Origin of the sequence: Pseudomonas kermanshahensis, from assembly GCF_014269205.2 — a bacterium.
In the GTDB taxonomy this organism is placed as follows: Bacteria; Pseudomonadota; Gammaproteobacteria; order Pseudomonadales; family Pseudomonadaceae; genus Aquipseudomonas; species Aquipseudomonas kermanshahensis.
The window spans coordinates 91,460-106,661 of the sequence record NZ_JABWRY020000001.1 but is presented as its reverse complement, the minus strand read 5'-3'; the positions used below and the strand labels follow the sequence as shown (position 1 = coordinate 106,661).

Annotated in this window: 11 protein-coding genes; all 11 read right to left on the bottom strand. The window is 58.0% G+C overall.

Features of this window, described 5'->3' with window-relative positions; genetic code table 11:
• Positions 1-8 precede the first annotated feature (8 nt).
• Positions 9-308 carry a 50S ribosomal protein L23 gene (gene rplW / locus HU764_RS00500; protein ID WP_003255484.1) on the bottom strand — a complete coding sequence of 100 codons (300 nt, stop codon included), beginning with the start codon at positions 306-308 and terminating at the stop codon, positions 9-11.
• Positions 305-907: a 50S ribosomal protein L4 gene (gene rplD, locus HU764_RS00495; protein WP_003255485.1), complete on the bottom strand. Its 603-nt coding sequence runs from the start codon at positions 905-907 to the stop codon at positions 305-307. The genes rplW and rplD overlap by 4 nt, the downstream gene beginning before the upstream one ends.
• A gap of 12 nt (positions 908-919) precedes the next feature.
• Positions 920-1,555 carry a 50S ribosomal protein L3 gene (gene rplC, locus HU764_RS00490; protein ID WP_027594871.1) on the bottom strand — a complete coding sequence of 212 codons (636 nt, stop codon included), beginning with the start codon at positions 1,553-1,555 and terminating at the stop codon, positions 920-922.
• 80 nt (positions 1,556-1,635) lie between these two features.
• The gene (rpsJ, locus tag HU764_RS00485; RefSeq protein WP_003186070.1) at positions 1,636-1,947 is read right to left on the bottom strand and encodes a 30S ribosomal protein S10; all 312 of its coding nucleotides are present in this window, start codon (positions 1,945-1,947) and stop codon (positions 1,636-1,638) included.
• Between the two features lie 141 nt (positions 1,948-2,088).
• A complete protein-coding gene (gene tuf / locus HU764_RS00480; protein WP_016484647.1) occupies positions 2,089-3,282 on the bottom strand; it encodes an elongation factor Tu in 1,194 nt (397 codons plus the stop codon).
• 27 nt (positions 3,283-3,309) lie between these two features.
• Positions 3,310-5,454 carry an elongation factor G gene (fusA, locus tag HU764_RS00475; RefSeq protein ID WP_027595471.1) on the bottom strand — a complete coding sequence of 715 codons (2,145 nt, stop codon included), beginning with the start codon at positions 5,452-5,454 and terminating at the stop codon, positions 3,310-3,312.
• A gap of 30 nt (positions 5,455-5,484) precedes the next feature.
• Complete coding sequence (rpsG, locus tag HU764_RS00470) at positions 5,485-5,955, bottom strand: 30S ribosomal protein S7 (protein WP_008089143.1); 471 nt, start codon at positions 5,953-5,955, stop codon at positions 5,485-5,487.
• Positions 5,956-6,061: 106 nt separating this feature from the next.
• Positions 6,062-6,433 carry a 30S ribosomal protein S12 gene (rpsL, locus tag HU764_RS00465; protein WP_003255492.1) on the bottom strand — a complete coding sequence of 124 codons (372 nt, stop codon included), beginning with the start codon at positions 6,431-6,433 and terminating at the stop codon, positions 6,062-6,064.
• 211 nt (positions 6,434-6,644) lie between these two features.
• Complete coding sequence (gene rpoC / locus HU764_RS00460) at positions 6,645-10,844, bottom strand: DNA-directed RNA polymerase subunit beta' (RefSeq protein WP_186682785.1); 4,200 nt, start codon at positions 10,842-10,844, stop codon at positions 6,645-6,647.
• 64 nt (positions 10,845-10,908) lie between these two features.
• Complete coding sequence (gene rpoB, locus HU764_RS00455) at positions 10,909-14,982, bottom strand: DNA-directed RNA polymerase subunit beta (protein WP_027595469.1); 4,074 nt, start codon at positions 14,980-14,982, stop codon at positions 10,909-10,911.
• On the bottom strand, positions 14,982-15,152 hold the full coding sequence (locus HU764_RS00450) for a hypothetical protein (RefSeq protein ID WP_155951450.1): 171 nt from the start codon (positions 15,150-15,152) through the stop codon (positions 14,982-14,984). The genes rpoB and HU764_RS00450 overlap by 1 nt, the downstream gene beginning before the upstream one ends.
• Positions 15,153-15,202 lie beyond the last annotated feature (50 nt).

The following is a 15,202-nucleotide window of genomic DNA, read 5'->3' as shown; positions in this document are numbered from 1 at the left end:
CCCCTTCCTTACTCAGCACTGCTGCTGAAATCGAGATCTTGGCCTGGCTGAAGGGAGACAATTGCCTTCTTCCAGTCATTACGCTTGCCCAGACCACGTGCGGTACGCTTGGTTTTACCCAGAACGTTAACGGTCGACACGTTTTCAACTTTTACGTTGAACAGGCCTTCGACAGCTTTCTTGATTTCCAGCTTGGTTGCGTCAGTAGCAACCTTGAATACGAACTGGCCTTTTTTCTCAGCCAGAACGGTAGCCTTCTCGGAAACGTGCGGGCCAAGGAGGACTTTGAATACGCGTTCCTGGTTCATCCCAGCAGCTCCTCGAATTTCTTCACGGCCGAGACAGTGATCAACACTTTCTCGTATGCGATCAGACTGACCGGGTCGGAACCTTGCACGTCACGTACATCGACGTGTGGCAGGTTGCGAGCAGCCAGGTACAGGTTCTGATCAACAGCGTCCGAAACGATCAGAACATCGCTCAGACCCATGCCGTTCAGCTTGTTCAGCAGATCTTTGGTTTTCGGTGCTTCAACAGCGAAGTCCTGAACCACGACCAGACGGTCGCTACGCACCAGCTCAGCGAGGATGGAGCGCAGAGCTGCGCGATACATCTTCTTGTTGAGCTTTTGCGAGTGATCTTGAGGGCGAGCTGCGAAGGTAACACCACCGCCACGCCAGATCGGACCACGAGTGGTACCAGCACGAGCACGGCCAGTACCCTTCTGACGCCATGGGCGCTTACCGCCACCAGCCACGTCGGAACGGGTCTTTTGCTGCTTGGTGCCCTGACGGCCGCCGGCCATGTAGGCCACGACTGCTTGGTGAACCAGCGTCTCGTTGAATTCGCCACCGAAAGTCAGTTCGGAAACTTCGATCGCCTGAGCGTCATTTACATTAAGTTGCATGTCAGTTTCCCCTTAACCGCGAGCCTTGACAGCCGGACGTACAACCACGTCGCCGCCAGTAGCGCCAGGTACGGCACCCTTGATCAGCAGCAGGTTGCGTTCAGCGTCTACGCGTACTACTTCCAGGGACTGAACAGTCACGCGCTCGGCGCCCATGTGACCGGACATTTTCTTGCCCTTGAACACACGACCAGGAGTCTGGCACTGGCCGATGGAGCCTGGGACGCGGTGCGACACGGAGTTACCGTGGGTGTTGTCCTGACCACGGAAGTTCCAGCGCTTGATGGTACCGGCGAAGCCTTTACCTTTGGACTGACCAGTAACGTCTACCAGCTGGCCTGCAGTGAAGAGTTCAGCTTTGATCGAGTCGCCAGCCTGGAACTCGCCTTCTTCAAGGCGGAACTCCCAGACACCGCGACCAGCGGCAACGTTCGCTTTAGCGAAGTGACCTGCTTGAGCAGCAGTCACACGCGAAGCACGACGCTCGCCGACAGTGACTTGCACTGCACGGTAGCCATCGGTTTCTTCAGTCTTGAACTGGGTGACGCGATTCGGCTCGATCTCAATGACCGTGACCGGAATGGAGACACCTTCTTCGGTGAAAACGCGGGTCATACCGCATTTACGACCGACTACACCAATAGTCATGTTGTAACCTCATGAGTGTACGGGGCTTTCACCCGCTATGGCCGCCCATTTCAGAGCGTTACACGGACAAGACCGAAGTCTTAGCCGAGGCTGATCTGCACTTCCACACCTGCCGCGAGATCAAGCTTCATCAGCGCGTCAACGGTTTTATCCGTTGGCTGGACGATGTCCAGAACACGCTTATGAGTGCGAATCTCGTACTGGTCACGCGCGTCTTTGTTGACGTGCGGGGAGACCAGAACGGTGAAACGCTCTTTGCGGGTAGGCAGTGGAATTGGACCACGCACTTGTGCACCAGTACGTTTCGCGGTTTCCACGATTTCCTGGGTGGATTGGTCGATCAGGCGATGGTCGAAAGCCTTCAACCTGATACGGATTTGCTGATTTTGCATTGGATTTCAGACTCCAGGCTGTTCCCAACGGACGCACTACGCCCGCTAAAAGGAGGCGTGATTCTATAGACGCCCCAATTTAGTGTCAACCCAATAAAAAAAACCCCCGCTGAGCGGGGGTTTTTTCAATCGGTCGAGTGATTACTCGATGATTTTGGCTACGACGCCGGCGCCGACGGTACGACCGCCTTCACGGATAGCGAAGCGCAGACCGTCTTCCATTGCGATGGTCTTGATCAGAGTGACAGTCATCTGAATGTTGTCACCTGGCATTACCATTTCAACGCCTTCCGGCAGTTCGCAGTTACCGGTCACGTCAGTGGTACGGAAGTAGAACTGAGGACGGTAGCCTTTGAAGAACGGAGTGTGACGGCCGCCTTCTTCCTTCGACAGGACGTAGACTTCTGCGGTGAACTTGGTGTGCGGCTTGACCGAACCTGGCTTGACCAGAACCTGGCCACGCTCAACGTCGTCACGCTTGGTACCACGCAGCAGAACGCCGCAGTTCTCGCCAGCACGACCTTCGTCCAGCAGCTTGCGGAACATCTCAACACCGGTGCAGGTGGTGGTGGTGGTGTCACGCAGACCAACGATTTCCAGCGGATCTTGAACGCGGACGATACCACGCTCGATACGGCCGGTAACAACGGTACCACGACCCGAGATCGAGAATACGTCTTCGATTGGCATCAGGAACGGCTTGTCGATAGCACGCTCTGGCTCTGGGATGTAGCTGTCCAGAGTTTCAACCAGCTTCTTGACAGCGCTGGTGCCCATTTCGTTGTCGTCTTTGCCTTCCAGCGCCATACGAGCCGAACCGATGATGATCGGGGTGTCGTCGCCTGGGAAGTCGTAGGTGGACAGCAGGTCACGAACTTCCATCTCGACCAGTTCCAGCAGCTCAGCGTCGTCTACCAGGTCAGCCTTGTTCAGGAAGACCACGATGTACGGAACGCCAACCTGACGGGACAGCAGGATGTGCTCACGGGTTTGTGGCATCGGACCATCGGCGGCCGAGCAAACCAGGATCGCGCCGTCCATCTGGGCAGCACCGGTGATCATGTTCTTCACGTAGTCAGCGTGACCTGGGCAGTCGACGTGAGCGTAGTGACGAATGTTCGAGTTGTACTCGACGTGAGCGGTGTTGATGGTGATACCGCGCGCTTTTTCTTCCGGAGCCGAGTCGATCTTGTCGAACTCAACGACTGCCGAACCGAAAACTTCGGAGCAGACGCGAGTCAGAGCTGCGGTCAGAGTGGTCTTACCGTGGTCAACGTGGCCGATGGTGCCGACGTTAACGTGGGGAAGGGAACGATCAAATTTTTCTTTAGCCACGACAGTGAACCTCTTGCCTAAAGGGGATTAGCCTTGTTTTTTAACGAGTGCTTCGACGATGTTCGACGGAGCTTCGGCGTATTTGGAGAATTCCATGGAGTAGCTTGCGCGACCCTGAGACATGGAACGAACGTCGGTCGCATAACCGAACATTTCTCCGAGCGGTACCTCAGCAGTGATTACCTTGCCGGACACCGAGTCTTCATTACCCTGGATCATCCCGCGACGACGGCTCAGGTCACCCATCACGTCACCCAGGTAGTCTTCCGGGGTTACAACTTCGACCTTCATGATCGGCTCAAGCACCACGCCACCGCCCTTCTGGGCCAGTTGCTTGGTCGCCATCGAAGCAGCGATTTTGAACGCCATTTCGTTGGAGTCGACGTCGTGGTACGAACCGTCGAATACCGTGGCCTTCAGGCCGAGCAGCGGATAGCCGGCAACAACGCCGTTTTTCATCTGCTCTTCGATACCCTTCTGGATCGGGGCGATGAATTCCTTAGGAATCACACCACCAACGACTTCGTTGGTGAAGACCAGACCTTCGGTGATATTGCCCTTCTCGTCGACGTCCGGCTCCGAGAAACGGATCCAGCAGTGACCGAACTGACCACGACCGCCCGACTGACGAACGAACTTGCCTTCGATCTCGACGTTGGACTTGGTGATCTTCTCGCGGTACGAAACCTGAGGCTTACCGATGTTGGCTTCGACGTTGAACTCGCGCTTCATGCGGTCAACGAGGATGTCCAGGTGCAGCTCACCCATGCCCGAGATGATGGTCTGACCAGTCTCTTCGTCGGTCTTGACGCGGAACGACGGGTCTTCCTGGGCCAGTTTGCCCAGAGCGATACCCATCTTCTCCTGGTCAGCCTTGGTTTTCGGCTCTACGGAGAGCGAAATAACCGGCTCAGGGAAGTCCATACGCTCAAGGATGATTGGCTTGTCGGCGTTGCACAGGGTTTCGCCTGTGGTCACGTCCTTCATGCCGATCAGGGCCGCGATGTCGCCAGCGCGCACTTCCTTGATCTCTTCACGCTGGTTGGCGTGCATCTGCACCATACGACCAACGCGCTCTTTCTTGCCCTTGACCGAGTTGATGACGGAGTCACCGGAGGTCAGAACACCCGAGTAGACGCGAACGAAGGTAAGAGTACCCACGAACGGGTCAGTCGCGATCTTGAACGCCAGAGCCGAGAACGGCTCGTCGTCGTCAGCGTGACGCTCGTCTTTACGAACAGCCGGATCGTCTTTGTCCAGATCCTTGTCGTCCGGGTTGATACCCTGGATTGCAGGAATCTCGGTCGGAGCAGGCAGGTAGTCGATGACGGCGTCGAGAACCAGGGGAACGCCCTTGTTCTTGAACGACGAACCGCAGACGGCCGGTACGATTTCGCTGGCCAGGGTGCGCGCGCGCAGACCGGCTTTGATCTCTTCGACGGTCAGCTCTTCGCCTTCCAGGTACTTGTTCATCAGCTCTTCGCTGGCCTCGGCAGCCGCCTCAACCATGTTGGAGCGCCACTCTTCAGCCAGCTCCAGCATATCGGCAGGAATTTCTTCCTCGCGATAGGTGGTGCCTTTGTCGTCGTCGTTCCAGTAGATAGCCTTCATCTTGATCAGGTCGACCTGACCCTGGAAGTTATCTTCCGAACCGATGGCCAGCTGAACAGGAACCGGGGTGTGACCCAGACGGTTCTTGATCTGACCTACGACGCGCAGGAAGTTTGCACCGGCACGGTCCATCTTGTTCACGTAAACAACACGTGGAACGCCGTATTTGTTGGCCTGACGCCATACGGTTTCGGACTGAGGTTCAACGCCGGAGGTACCGCAGAACACAACGACCGCGCCGTCGAGTACGCGCAGCGAACGCTCTACTTCAATGGTGAAGTCAACGTGGCCAGGGGTATCGATGACGTTTACGCGGTAGTTGTCGTACTGACCAACGGAGCCTTTCCAGAAGGTAGTTACGGCAGCGGAGGTAATGGTAATACCCCGCTCCTGCTCCTGAACCATCCAGTCGGTGGTCGCGGCGCCGTCGTGCACCTCGCCCATCTTGTGGCTCAGGCCTGTGTAGAACAGGATCCGCTCGGTAGTGGTGGTCTTGCCCGCGTCAACGTGGGCACAGATACCAATGTTACGGTAGCGGTTAATTGCTGTAGTACGAGCCATAAAGCCCTCGCAAAATGATTGATGCTTGAATTAGAAGCGGTAGTGCGAGAACGCTTTGTTGGCTTCAGCCATACGGTGAACGTCTTCACGCTTCTTGACTGCAGCACCCTTGCCTTCAGCAGCATCCAGCAGCTCGCCAGCCAGGCGCAGAGCCATCGACTTCTCGCCGCGCTTGCGGGCGTAGTCTACGAGCCAGCGCATTGCCAGAGCATTACGACGGGATGGACGAACTTCAACCGGAACCTGGTAAGTGGCACCGCCGACACGACGGGACTTTACTTCGACCAGCGGAGCGATGGCGTCGAGAGCTTTCTCGAAGATTTCCAGGGGGTCGCTGTTCTTGCGCTCTTTGACCTTGTCCAGTGCACCGTAAACGATGCGCTCGGCCACGGCCTTCTTGCCGCTTTCCATCACGTGGTTCATGAACTTGGCGAGGATTTGGGATCCGTACTTAGGATCGTCCAGAATCTCACGTTTTGCTGCTACACGACGTCTTGGCATGATAAGCCCTCAAACGGTCTTCAGGTTAGCCCGGGACGTGGGTCTTCGACCCCTGCCCGACCTTACTCTTATCGACTCAAAAAAATGGATGGGTGCAAACGACCGATTACTTCGGACGCTTGGTACCGTACTTCGAACGACCCTGGTTACGGCCTTTAACGCCCGAAGTATCCAGAGAGCCGCGAACGGTGTGGTAACGAACACCTGGCAAGTCTTTTACACGGCCGCCACGGATCAGGACGACGCTGTGCTCTTGCAGGTTGTGGCCTTCACCGCCGATGTACGAGGAAACCTCGAAACCGTTGGTCAGACGCACACGGCAAACTTTACGCAGTGCCGAGTTAGGTTTTTTCGGCGTGGTGGTGTACACGCGGGTGCACACGCCACGACGTTGCGGGCAGTTCTGCAGCGCAGGAACGTCGGACTTCTCGACCGAACGCTTACGCGGCTGACGTACCAGCTGGTTGATAGTTGCCATCTACTAGCTCCACTGATTGTCTTGCGACTCTATTGTCTTGCAAGAAAGCCAAAAATTGGCGAGACGGAGCCTCACCAAATTTAAGGGTACAAAAGTCTACGGAGGATCTTGCACCCAGTCAAGACGAGGCCCCGGCCCTCCCCGCCCGGTCATCGGCAACAATTCATGTCGACGATGGCCGTTCGGGGCTTGCCGGGGCCCTGCCCTGTACTTAGTTACCGCTGGAATTCAGCGCTTCGGTCAGTGCGGCTTCCACCTCACTGGCGCTCACACGCAGCGGTTTGTCGGCATCACGGCGGCGCTTGCGCTCGCTGTGGTAAGCCAGACCAGTACCGGCCGGGATCAGACGACCCACGACCACGTTCTCTTTCAGGCCGCGCAGGTAATCGCGCTTGCCGGTGACAGCCGCTTCGGTCAGTACGCGGGTGGTTTCCTGGAAGGAAGCCGCGGAGATGAACGATTCGGTCGACAGCGACGCCTTGGTGATACCCAGCAGCACACGCGAGAACTTCGAGATGAACTTGTCTTCGCTAGCGAGACGCTCGTTCTCGACCAGTACGTGAGTCAGTTCCATCTGGTCGCCCTTGATGAAGCTGGAATCACCCGACTCGGCGATCTCGACCTTACGCAGCATCTGACGCAGGATGGTCTCGATGTGCTTGTCGTTGATCTTAACGCCTTGCAGGCGGTAAACGTCCTGGATCTCGTTGACGATGTACTTGGCCAGCGCGCTCACACCCAGCAGACGCAGGATGTCGTGCGGATCGCTCGGGCCGTCGGAGATAACTTCGCCGCGGTTTACCTGTTCGCCTTCGAAGACGTTCAGGTGGCGCCACTTCGGAATCAGCTCTTCGTACGGATCGCTACCGTCGGTCGGCGTAATGACCAGACGGCGCTTGCCTTTGGTCTCTTTACCGAACGCGATGGTGCCGCTGACTTCAGCCAGAATCGAGGCTTCTTTCGGACGGCGCGCTTCGAACAAGTCAGCAACGCGCGGCAGACCACCGGTGATGTCACGGGTCTTCGACGTTTCTTGCGGGATACGCGCGATAACGTCACCAACACCGATCTGTGCACCGTCAGCCACACCGACAAGGGCGTTGGCCGGCAGGAAGTACTGAGCCGGTACGTCGGTACCTGGCAGGTACAGGTCCTTGCCGTTGGCATCGACCATCTTGATTGCCGGACGGATTTCCTTGCCTGCGGCAGGGCGATCCTTGACGTCCAGAACTTCGATGTTGGTCAAACCAGTCAGTTCGTCGGTCTGACGCTTGATGGTGATGTTTTCTTCCATGCCCACGAAGGTCACGGTACCTTTCAGCTCGGTAACGATCGGGTGGGTGTGCGGGTCCCACTTGGCGACGATGGCGCCAGCTTCGACCTTGTCACCTTCCTTGACCGAAATGACCGCACCGTAAGGCAGCTTGTAACGCTCACGCTCACGACCGAATTCATCGGCAATGGCCAGCTCGCCGGAACGCGATACGGCAACCAGGTTGCCATCGGCGCGCACGACCTGCTTCAGGTTGTGCAGACGAACCATACCGCCGTTCTTCACCTGGACGCTGTCGGCAGCCGAGGTCCGGCTTGCAGCACCACCGATGTGGAACGTACGCATGGTCAGCTGGGTACCCGGCTCACCGATCGACTGTGCAGCGATAACGCCGACAGCTTCACCGATGTTCACCTGGTGACCACGAGCCAGGTCACGACCGTAGCACTTGGCGCAGATACCGTAGCGGGTTTCGCAGTTGATCGGCGAACGCACGATAACTTCGTCGATGCTGTTCAGCTCGATGAACTCGACCCACTGCTCGTCAACCAGGGTACCGGCCGGGACGATGACGTCCTCGGTGCCTGGCTTGAACACGTCGCGGGCAATGACACGACCCAGTACGCGCTCACCCAGCGGCTCGACAACGTCACCGCCTTCGATGTGCGGAGTCATCAGCAGGCCGTGGTCGGTGCCACAGTCGATCTCGGTCACGACCAGATCTTGCGCCACGTCTACCAGACGACGCGTCAGGTAACCGGAGTTCGCAGTTTTCAGTGCGGTATCCGCCAGACCCTTACGAGCACCGTGAGTCGAGATGAAGTACTGGAGTACGCTCAGACCTTCACGGAAGTTCGCGGTGATCGGCGTCTCGATGATCGAGCCGTCCGGCTTGGCCATCAGACCACGCATACCGGCCAGCTGACGGATCTGTGCTGCGGAACCCCGCGCACCCGAGTCAGCCATCATGTACATCGAGTTGAAGGACTCTTGCTCGACTTCCTTGCCCTCGCGGTCGATGACCTTCTCTTTCGAGAGGTTGGCCATCATCGCCTTGGACACTTCGTCGTTCGCCTTCGACCACAAGTCGATGACCTTGTTGTACTTCTCGCCCTGGGTTACCAGGCCGGAGGCGTACTGGCTCTCGATTTCCTTCACTTCGTCGGTAGCAGTACCGATGATGCGGGCTTTTTCGTCCGGGATAACGAAGTCGTTAACACCGATCGAAACGCCGGAAATGGTCGAGTAGGCAAAACCGGTGTACATCAGCTGGTCAGCGAAGATGACGGTCTCTTTCAGACCAACCACGCGGTAGCACTGGTTGATCAGCTTGGAGATCGCTTTCTTCTTCATCGGCTGGTTGACCACGTCGTACGGCAGACCTGCCGGTACAACCTGGAACAACAGCGCACGGCCGACGGTGGTGTCGACGATGCGGGTGTTCTTGGTGATGGAGCCATCACGGTCATTCACGGTCTCGTTGATACGGACCTTGATTTTCGCGTGCAGGGCAGCTTCGCCGGCGCGGAATACGCGGTCGACTTCTTGCAGGTCTGCGAATACGCGACCTTCGCCCTTGGCGTTGATGGCTTCACGGGTCATGTAGTACAGACCCAGTACAACGTCCTGCGACGGAACGATGATTGGCTCACCGTTGGCTGGCGACAGAATGTTGTTGGTCGACATCATCAGCGCGCGCGCTTCGAGCTGGGCTTCCAGCGTCAGCGGTACGTGAACGGCCATCTGGTCACCGTCGAAGTCGGCGTTGTACGCCGCACAGACCAACGGGTGCAGCTGGATCGCCTTACCTTCGATGAGCACAGGCTCGAACGCCTGGATACCCAGACGGTGAAGGGTCGGTGCACGGTTGAGCAGTACGGGGTGTTCGCGGATGACCTCGGCGAGAACGTCCCACACCTCTGGCAGCTCGCGCTCGACCATCTTCTTGGCAGCCTTGATGGTGGTCGCCAGACCACGCATTTCCAGCTTGCCGAAAATGAACGGCTTGAACAGCTCGAGGGCCATTTTCTTCGGCAGACCGCACTGGTGCAGACGCAGGGTCGGGCCTACGGTAATTACCGAACGACCGGAGTAGTCCACGCGCTTACCGAGCAAGTTCTGACGGAAACGACCTTGCTTACCTTTGATCATGTCAGCCAGGGACTTCAGCGGACGCTTGTTCGAGCCAGTGATGGCGCGACCGCGACGGCCGTTGTCCAGCAGGGCGTCGACCGCTTCCTGCAGCATGCGCTTTTCGTTGCGCACGATGATGTCCGGCGCCGACAGATCGAGCAGGCGCTTCAGACGGTTGTTACGGTTGATCACCCGACGATACAGGTCGTTCAGGTCGGAGGTCGCGAAGCGGCCGCCATCCAGCGGTACCAGCGGACGCAGGTCCGGCGGCAGTACTGGCAGGACGGTCAGGACCATCCACTCAGGCAGGTTGCCCGAGCCCTGGAAAGCTTCCATCAGCTTCAGGCGCTTGGACAGCTTCTTGATCTTGGTTTCCGAGTTGGTCTGCGGAATCTCTTCGCGCAGGCGGCCGATCTCGTGCTCCAGGTCGATAGCGTGCAGCAGCTCGCGGACAGCCTCGGCACCCATGCGGGCGTCGAAGTCGTCACCGAACTCTTCCAGCGCTTCGAAGTACTGCTCGTCGTTCAGCAGCTGGCCTTTTTCAAGGGTGGTCATGCCCGGGTCGATAACGACGTAGCTCTCGAAGTAGAGAACGCGCTCGATATCACGCAGGGTCATGTCCATCAGCAGGCCGATACGGGACGGCAGCGACTTCAGGAACCAGATGTGGGCAACCGGCGAGGCCAGTTCGATGTGCGCCATGCGCTCACGACGAACCTTGGCCAGGGCAACTTCAACGCCGCACTTCTCGCAGATCACACCGCGGTGCTTGAGGCGCTTGTACTTGCCGCACAGGCACTCGTAGTCCTTGACTGGGCCAAAGATCTTGGCGCAGAACAGGCCGTCACGCTCGGGTTTGAACGTACGGTAGTTGATGGTTTCCGGCTTCTTAACTTCACCGAACGACCACGAACGGATCATTTCAGGCGACGCCAGACCGATGCGGATGGCGTCGAACTCTTCGACTTGACCCTGGTTTTTCAGCAAATTCAGTAGGTCTTTCAAGGCCTTTCCTCCTGGCGGAGCAGGAAGCGGGCATTACCTGCCCCGCTCCCCTTCGCGTCACGTGTTATTCGGTTTCCAGATCGATATCGATACCGAGCGAACGGATCTCTTTGATCAACACGTTGAAGGACTCGGGCATGCCCGGCTCCATACGGTGATCGCCATCCACGATGTTCTTGTACATCTTGGTACGGCCGTTCACGTCGTCCGACTTCACTGTGAGCATTTCTTGCAGGGTGTATGCCGCGCCGTATGCTTCCAGCGCCCACACTTCCATCTCCCCGAAACGCTGACCACCGAACTGCGCCTTACCACCCAGCGGCTGCTGGGTAACCAGGCTATAGGAACCAGTGGAACGCGCGTGCATCTTGTCGTCCACCAAGTGGTTCAGCTTGAGCATGTACATGTAACCAACGGTCACAGGACGCTCGAACTTGTTGCCGGTACGGCCATCGAACAGCACCATCTGGCCGCTTTCTGGCATGTCTGCCAGTTTCAGCATGGCCTTGATCTCGCTTTCCTTGGCACCGTCGAAGACTGGGGTAGCCATAGGCACGCCCTTCTTCAGGTTGTTCGCCAGGGCAAGGATCTCTGCATCGGTGAACTCTTCCAGGCTTTCCTGACGACCGCCGATCTCGTTGTAGATCTCGGTCAGGAACACGCGCAGCTCAGCGGCTTTGCGCTGTTCTTCGAGCATCCGGTCGATCTTCTCGCCCAGGCCTTTGGCCGCGAGGCCCAGGTGGGTTTCAAGGATCTGACCGACGTTCATACGCGAAGGTACGCCCAGTGGGTTCAGTACGACGTCGACCGGAGTACCGTTGGCGTCGTGCGGCATGTCTTCGACCGGCATGATCACCGAGACCACACCTTTGTTACCGTGACGGCCTGCCATCTTGTCGCCCGGCTGGATGCGGCGGCGGATAGCCAGGTAGACCTTGACGATCTTCAGTACGCCCGGCGCCAAGTCGTCGCCTTGCTGCAGCTTGCGCTTCTTGTCTTCGAACTTGTCGTCCAGCAGACGACGGCGATCGACGATGTAAGCCTGAGCCTTTTCCAGCTGTTCGTTCAGCGCGTCTTCGGCCATGCGCAGTTTGAACCACTGGCCGTGCTCCAGACCGTCCAGTACTTCGTCAGTGATCACGGTGCCTTTCTTCAGGCCCGCACCACCGTCGACCACTTGGCCGTTCAGGGCGGAACGCAGACGCTCGAAGGTTGCACCTTCGACGATGCGGAACTCTTCGTTGAGGTCCTTGCGGATCTCGTCCAGCTGCATCTTCTCGATGGCCAGGGCGCGACTGTCGCGCTCAACGCCGTCACGGGTGAAGACCTGGACGTCGATGACAGTACCCTTGGTGCCGGTTGGCACACGCAGGGAGGTGTCTTTAACGTCGCTTGCCTTCTCACCGAAGATGGCACGCAGCAGCTTCTCTTCCGGCGTCAGCTGGGTCTCGCCTTTCGGAGTGACCTTACCAACCAGAATGTCGCCAGCGCCGACTTCAGCACCTACGTAAACGATACCGGCTTCGTCCAGCTTGTTCAGCGCAGCTTCACCCACGTTCGGGATGTCTGCGGTGATTTCCTCTGGGCCAAGCTTGGTGTCACGCGCCACACAGGTCAGCTCCTGAATGTGGATCGTGGTGAAGCGATCTTCCTGAACCACACGCTCGGACAGGCAGATGGAGTCTTCGAAGTTGAAGCCGTTCCACGCCATGAACGCGATGCGCATGTTCTGACCCAGTGCCAGTTCACCCATATCGGTGGACGGGCCGTCGGCCATGATGTCGTGACGCTTGACCACATCACCCTTGCTGACCAGCGGACGCTGGTTGATGCAAGTGTTCTGGTTCGAACGGGTGTATTTGGTCAGGTTGTAGATATCTACACCTGCTTCACCGGTTTCGACTTCGTCATCGGCAACACGCACGACGATACGGCTGGCATCGACCGAGTCGATCACGCCGCCACGACGGGCAACGACGCAGACGCCGGAGTCACGGGCAACGTTGCGCTCCATGCCGGTACCTACCAGCGGCTTGTCAGCGCGCAGGGTCGGTACAGCCTGACGCTGCATGTTCGAACCCATGAGTGCACGGTTGGCGTCGTCGTGCTCGAGGAACGGAATCAGCGACGCTGCGACCGAAACAACCTGCTTCGGCGAAACGTCCATCAAGGTGACGTCTTCTGGCGCCTTGACGGTGAATTCGTTCAGGTGACGAACCGCTACCAGCTCATCGATCAGCTGCTTCTTCTCGTTCATCGCGGCCGAAGCCTGGGCGATAACGTGATCCGCTTCTTCAATGGCCGACAGGAACACGATGTCGTCGCTGACCACGCCTTCCTTCACCACGCGATACGGGCTTTCGAGGAAGCCGTACTGGTTGGTGCGGGCATAGGCTGCCAGGGAGTTGATCAGACCGATGTTCGGACCTTCAGGGGTCTCGATCGGGCACACACGGCCGTAGTGGGTCGGGTGTACGTCACGGACTTCGAAGCCAGCACGCTCACGGGTCAGACCGCCAGGGCCGAGTGCAGAAACGCGGCGCTTGTGGGTGATCTCGGAGAGCGGGTTGTTCTGGTCCATGAACTGCGACAGCTGGCTGGAACCGAAGAACTCTTTCACCGCCGCCGCTACCGGCTTGGCGTTGATCAGGTCTTGCGGCATCAGGCCTTCGCTTTCGGCCATCGACAGACGTTCCTTGACCGCACGCTCAACGCGCACCAGGCCAACACGGAACTGGTTCTCGGCCATCTCGCCGACGCAACGTACGCGACGGTTACCCAGGTGGTCGATGTCGTCGACGATGCCTTTGCCGTTACGGATGTCGACCAGGGTCTTGAGGACCTCGACGATGTCTTCCTTGCTCAGCACGCCCGAACCTTCGATCTCGGTACGACCGATACGACGGTTGAACTTCATGCGGCCTACGGCGGACAGGTCGTAACGCTCGGCGCTGAAGAACAGGTTGTTGAACAGGGTCTCGGCAGCATCCTTGGTTGGCGGCTCGCCTGGACGCATCATGCGATAGATTTCGACCAGGGCTTCCAGCTGGTTGCTGGTGGTGTCGATCTTCAGGGTGTCCGAGATGAACGGACCGCAATCGATGTCGTTGGTGTACAGGGTCTCGATACGGACGACCTGTGCCTTGGCGACCTTGATCAGCAGCTCGGTGGTCAGCTCGGTGTTGCACTCGGCCAGGATCTCGCCGGTAGCCGGATGCACGATAGCCTTGGCGGTGGTGCGACCCAGGACGTATTCCATAGGAACGTCGAGCTGCTTGACGCCGGCTTTCTCGAGCTGGTTGATGTGGCGCGCAGTGATGCGGCGACCCTGCTCGACAATGACCTTGCCGGTTTCGTCATGGATGTCCATGACCGCAACTTCACCACGCAGACGCTGAGGTACCAGTTCCAGGCTGAGTTTTTCGCCGGAAACGTGGAACACGTTGGTGGTGTAGAAGGTGTTCAGAACCTCTTCGGTGCTGTAACCCAGTGCGCGCAGCAGTACCGAGGCCGGCAGTTTGCGGCGACGGTCGATACGCACGAACACGCAGTCCTTCGGGTCGAACTCGAAGTCCAGCCAGGAGCCGCGGTAAGGGATGATGCGAGCGGAGTACAGCAGCTTGCCGGAGCTGTGCGTCTTGCCACGGTCGTGGTCGAAGAACACACCAGGCGAACGGTGCAGCTGGGAAACGATCACACGCTCGGTACCATTGATTACGAAGGTACCGTTCTCAGTCATCAGGGGGATTTCACCCATGTAGACTTCTTGCTCTTTGATGTCCTTGATCGCTTTGTTCGACGATTCCTTGTCGAAGATGATCAGGCGCACCTTGACCCGCAGTGGGACCGCGAAGGTCACGCCACGCAGGACACATTCCTTCACATCGAAGGCGGGTTCGCCCAGGCGATAGCCTACGTACTCCAGGGCAGCATTGCCGGAGTAGCTGATGATCGGGAATACCGATTTGAAGGCCGCGTGCAGGCCGACGTCGCGGAACTGATCCTTGGATGCTCCCGCTTGCAGGAATTCGCGATACGAATCCAGCTGGATGGCCAGGAGGTAAGGCACATCCATGACGTCCGGCAACTTGCTAAAGTCCTTGCGGATACGTTTTTTCTCAGTGTATGAGTAAGCCATCAGCGTTCCCCAGCTTGGTCACCTGCTTGTTTGGCTTCTCCCGGCGGGAGCAGCCAGAAAATCGTGCAAACCCCTTGGTTTGCGCCACCCACATGGGTGTCTTGCAGCTCGTTATCGGGGCCGATCTGATCGGCCACCAATAACGGAAAAAGGCCGGTGGCATAAGCCACCAGCCATCAGCCTTGTGCTCAACGCTCAGGCTGGCATCGCAAAGTCGAAA

What these genes read in the sequence shown, in the direction of transcription:
- rplW (WP_003255484.1), bottom strand. Translation starts at nt 308, where the DNA reads ATGAACCAGGAACGCGTATTCAAAGTCCTCCTTGGCCCGCACGTTTCC.
- rplD (WP_003255485.1), bottom strand. Translation starts at nt 907, where the DNA reads ATGCAACTTAATGTAAATGACGCTCAGGCGATCGAAGTTTCCGAACTG.
- rplC (WP_027594871.1), bottom strand. Translation starts at nt 1,555, where the DNA reads ATGACTATTGGTGTAGTCGGTCGTAAATGCGGTATGACCCGCGTTTTC.
- rpsJ (WP_003186070.1), bottom strand. Translation starts at nt 1,947, where the DNA reads ATGCAAAATCAGCAAATCCGTATCAGGTTGAAGGCTTTCGACCATCGC.
- fusA (WP_027595471.1), bottom strand. Translation starts at nt 5,454, where the DNA reads ATGGCTCGTACTACAGCAATTAACCGCTACCGTAACATTGGTATCTGT.
- rpsG (WP_008089143.1), bottom strand. Translation starts at nt 5,955, where the DNA reads ATGCCAAGACGTCGTGTAGCAGCAAAACGTGAGATTCTGGACGATCCT.
- rpsL (WP_003255492.1), bottom strand. Translation starts at nt 6,433, where the DNA reads ATGGCAACTATCAACCAGCTGGTACGTCAGCCGCGTAAGCGTTCGGTC.
- rpoB (WP_027595469.1), bottom strand. Translation starts at nt 14,982, where the DNA reads ATGGCTTACTCATACACTGAGAAAAAACGTATCCGCAAGGACTTTAGC.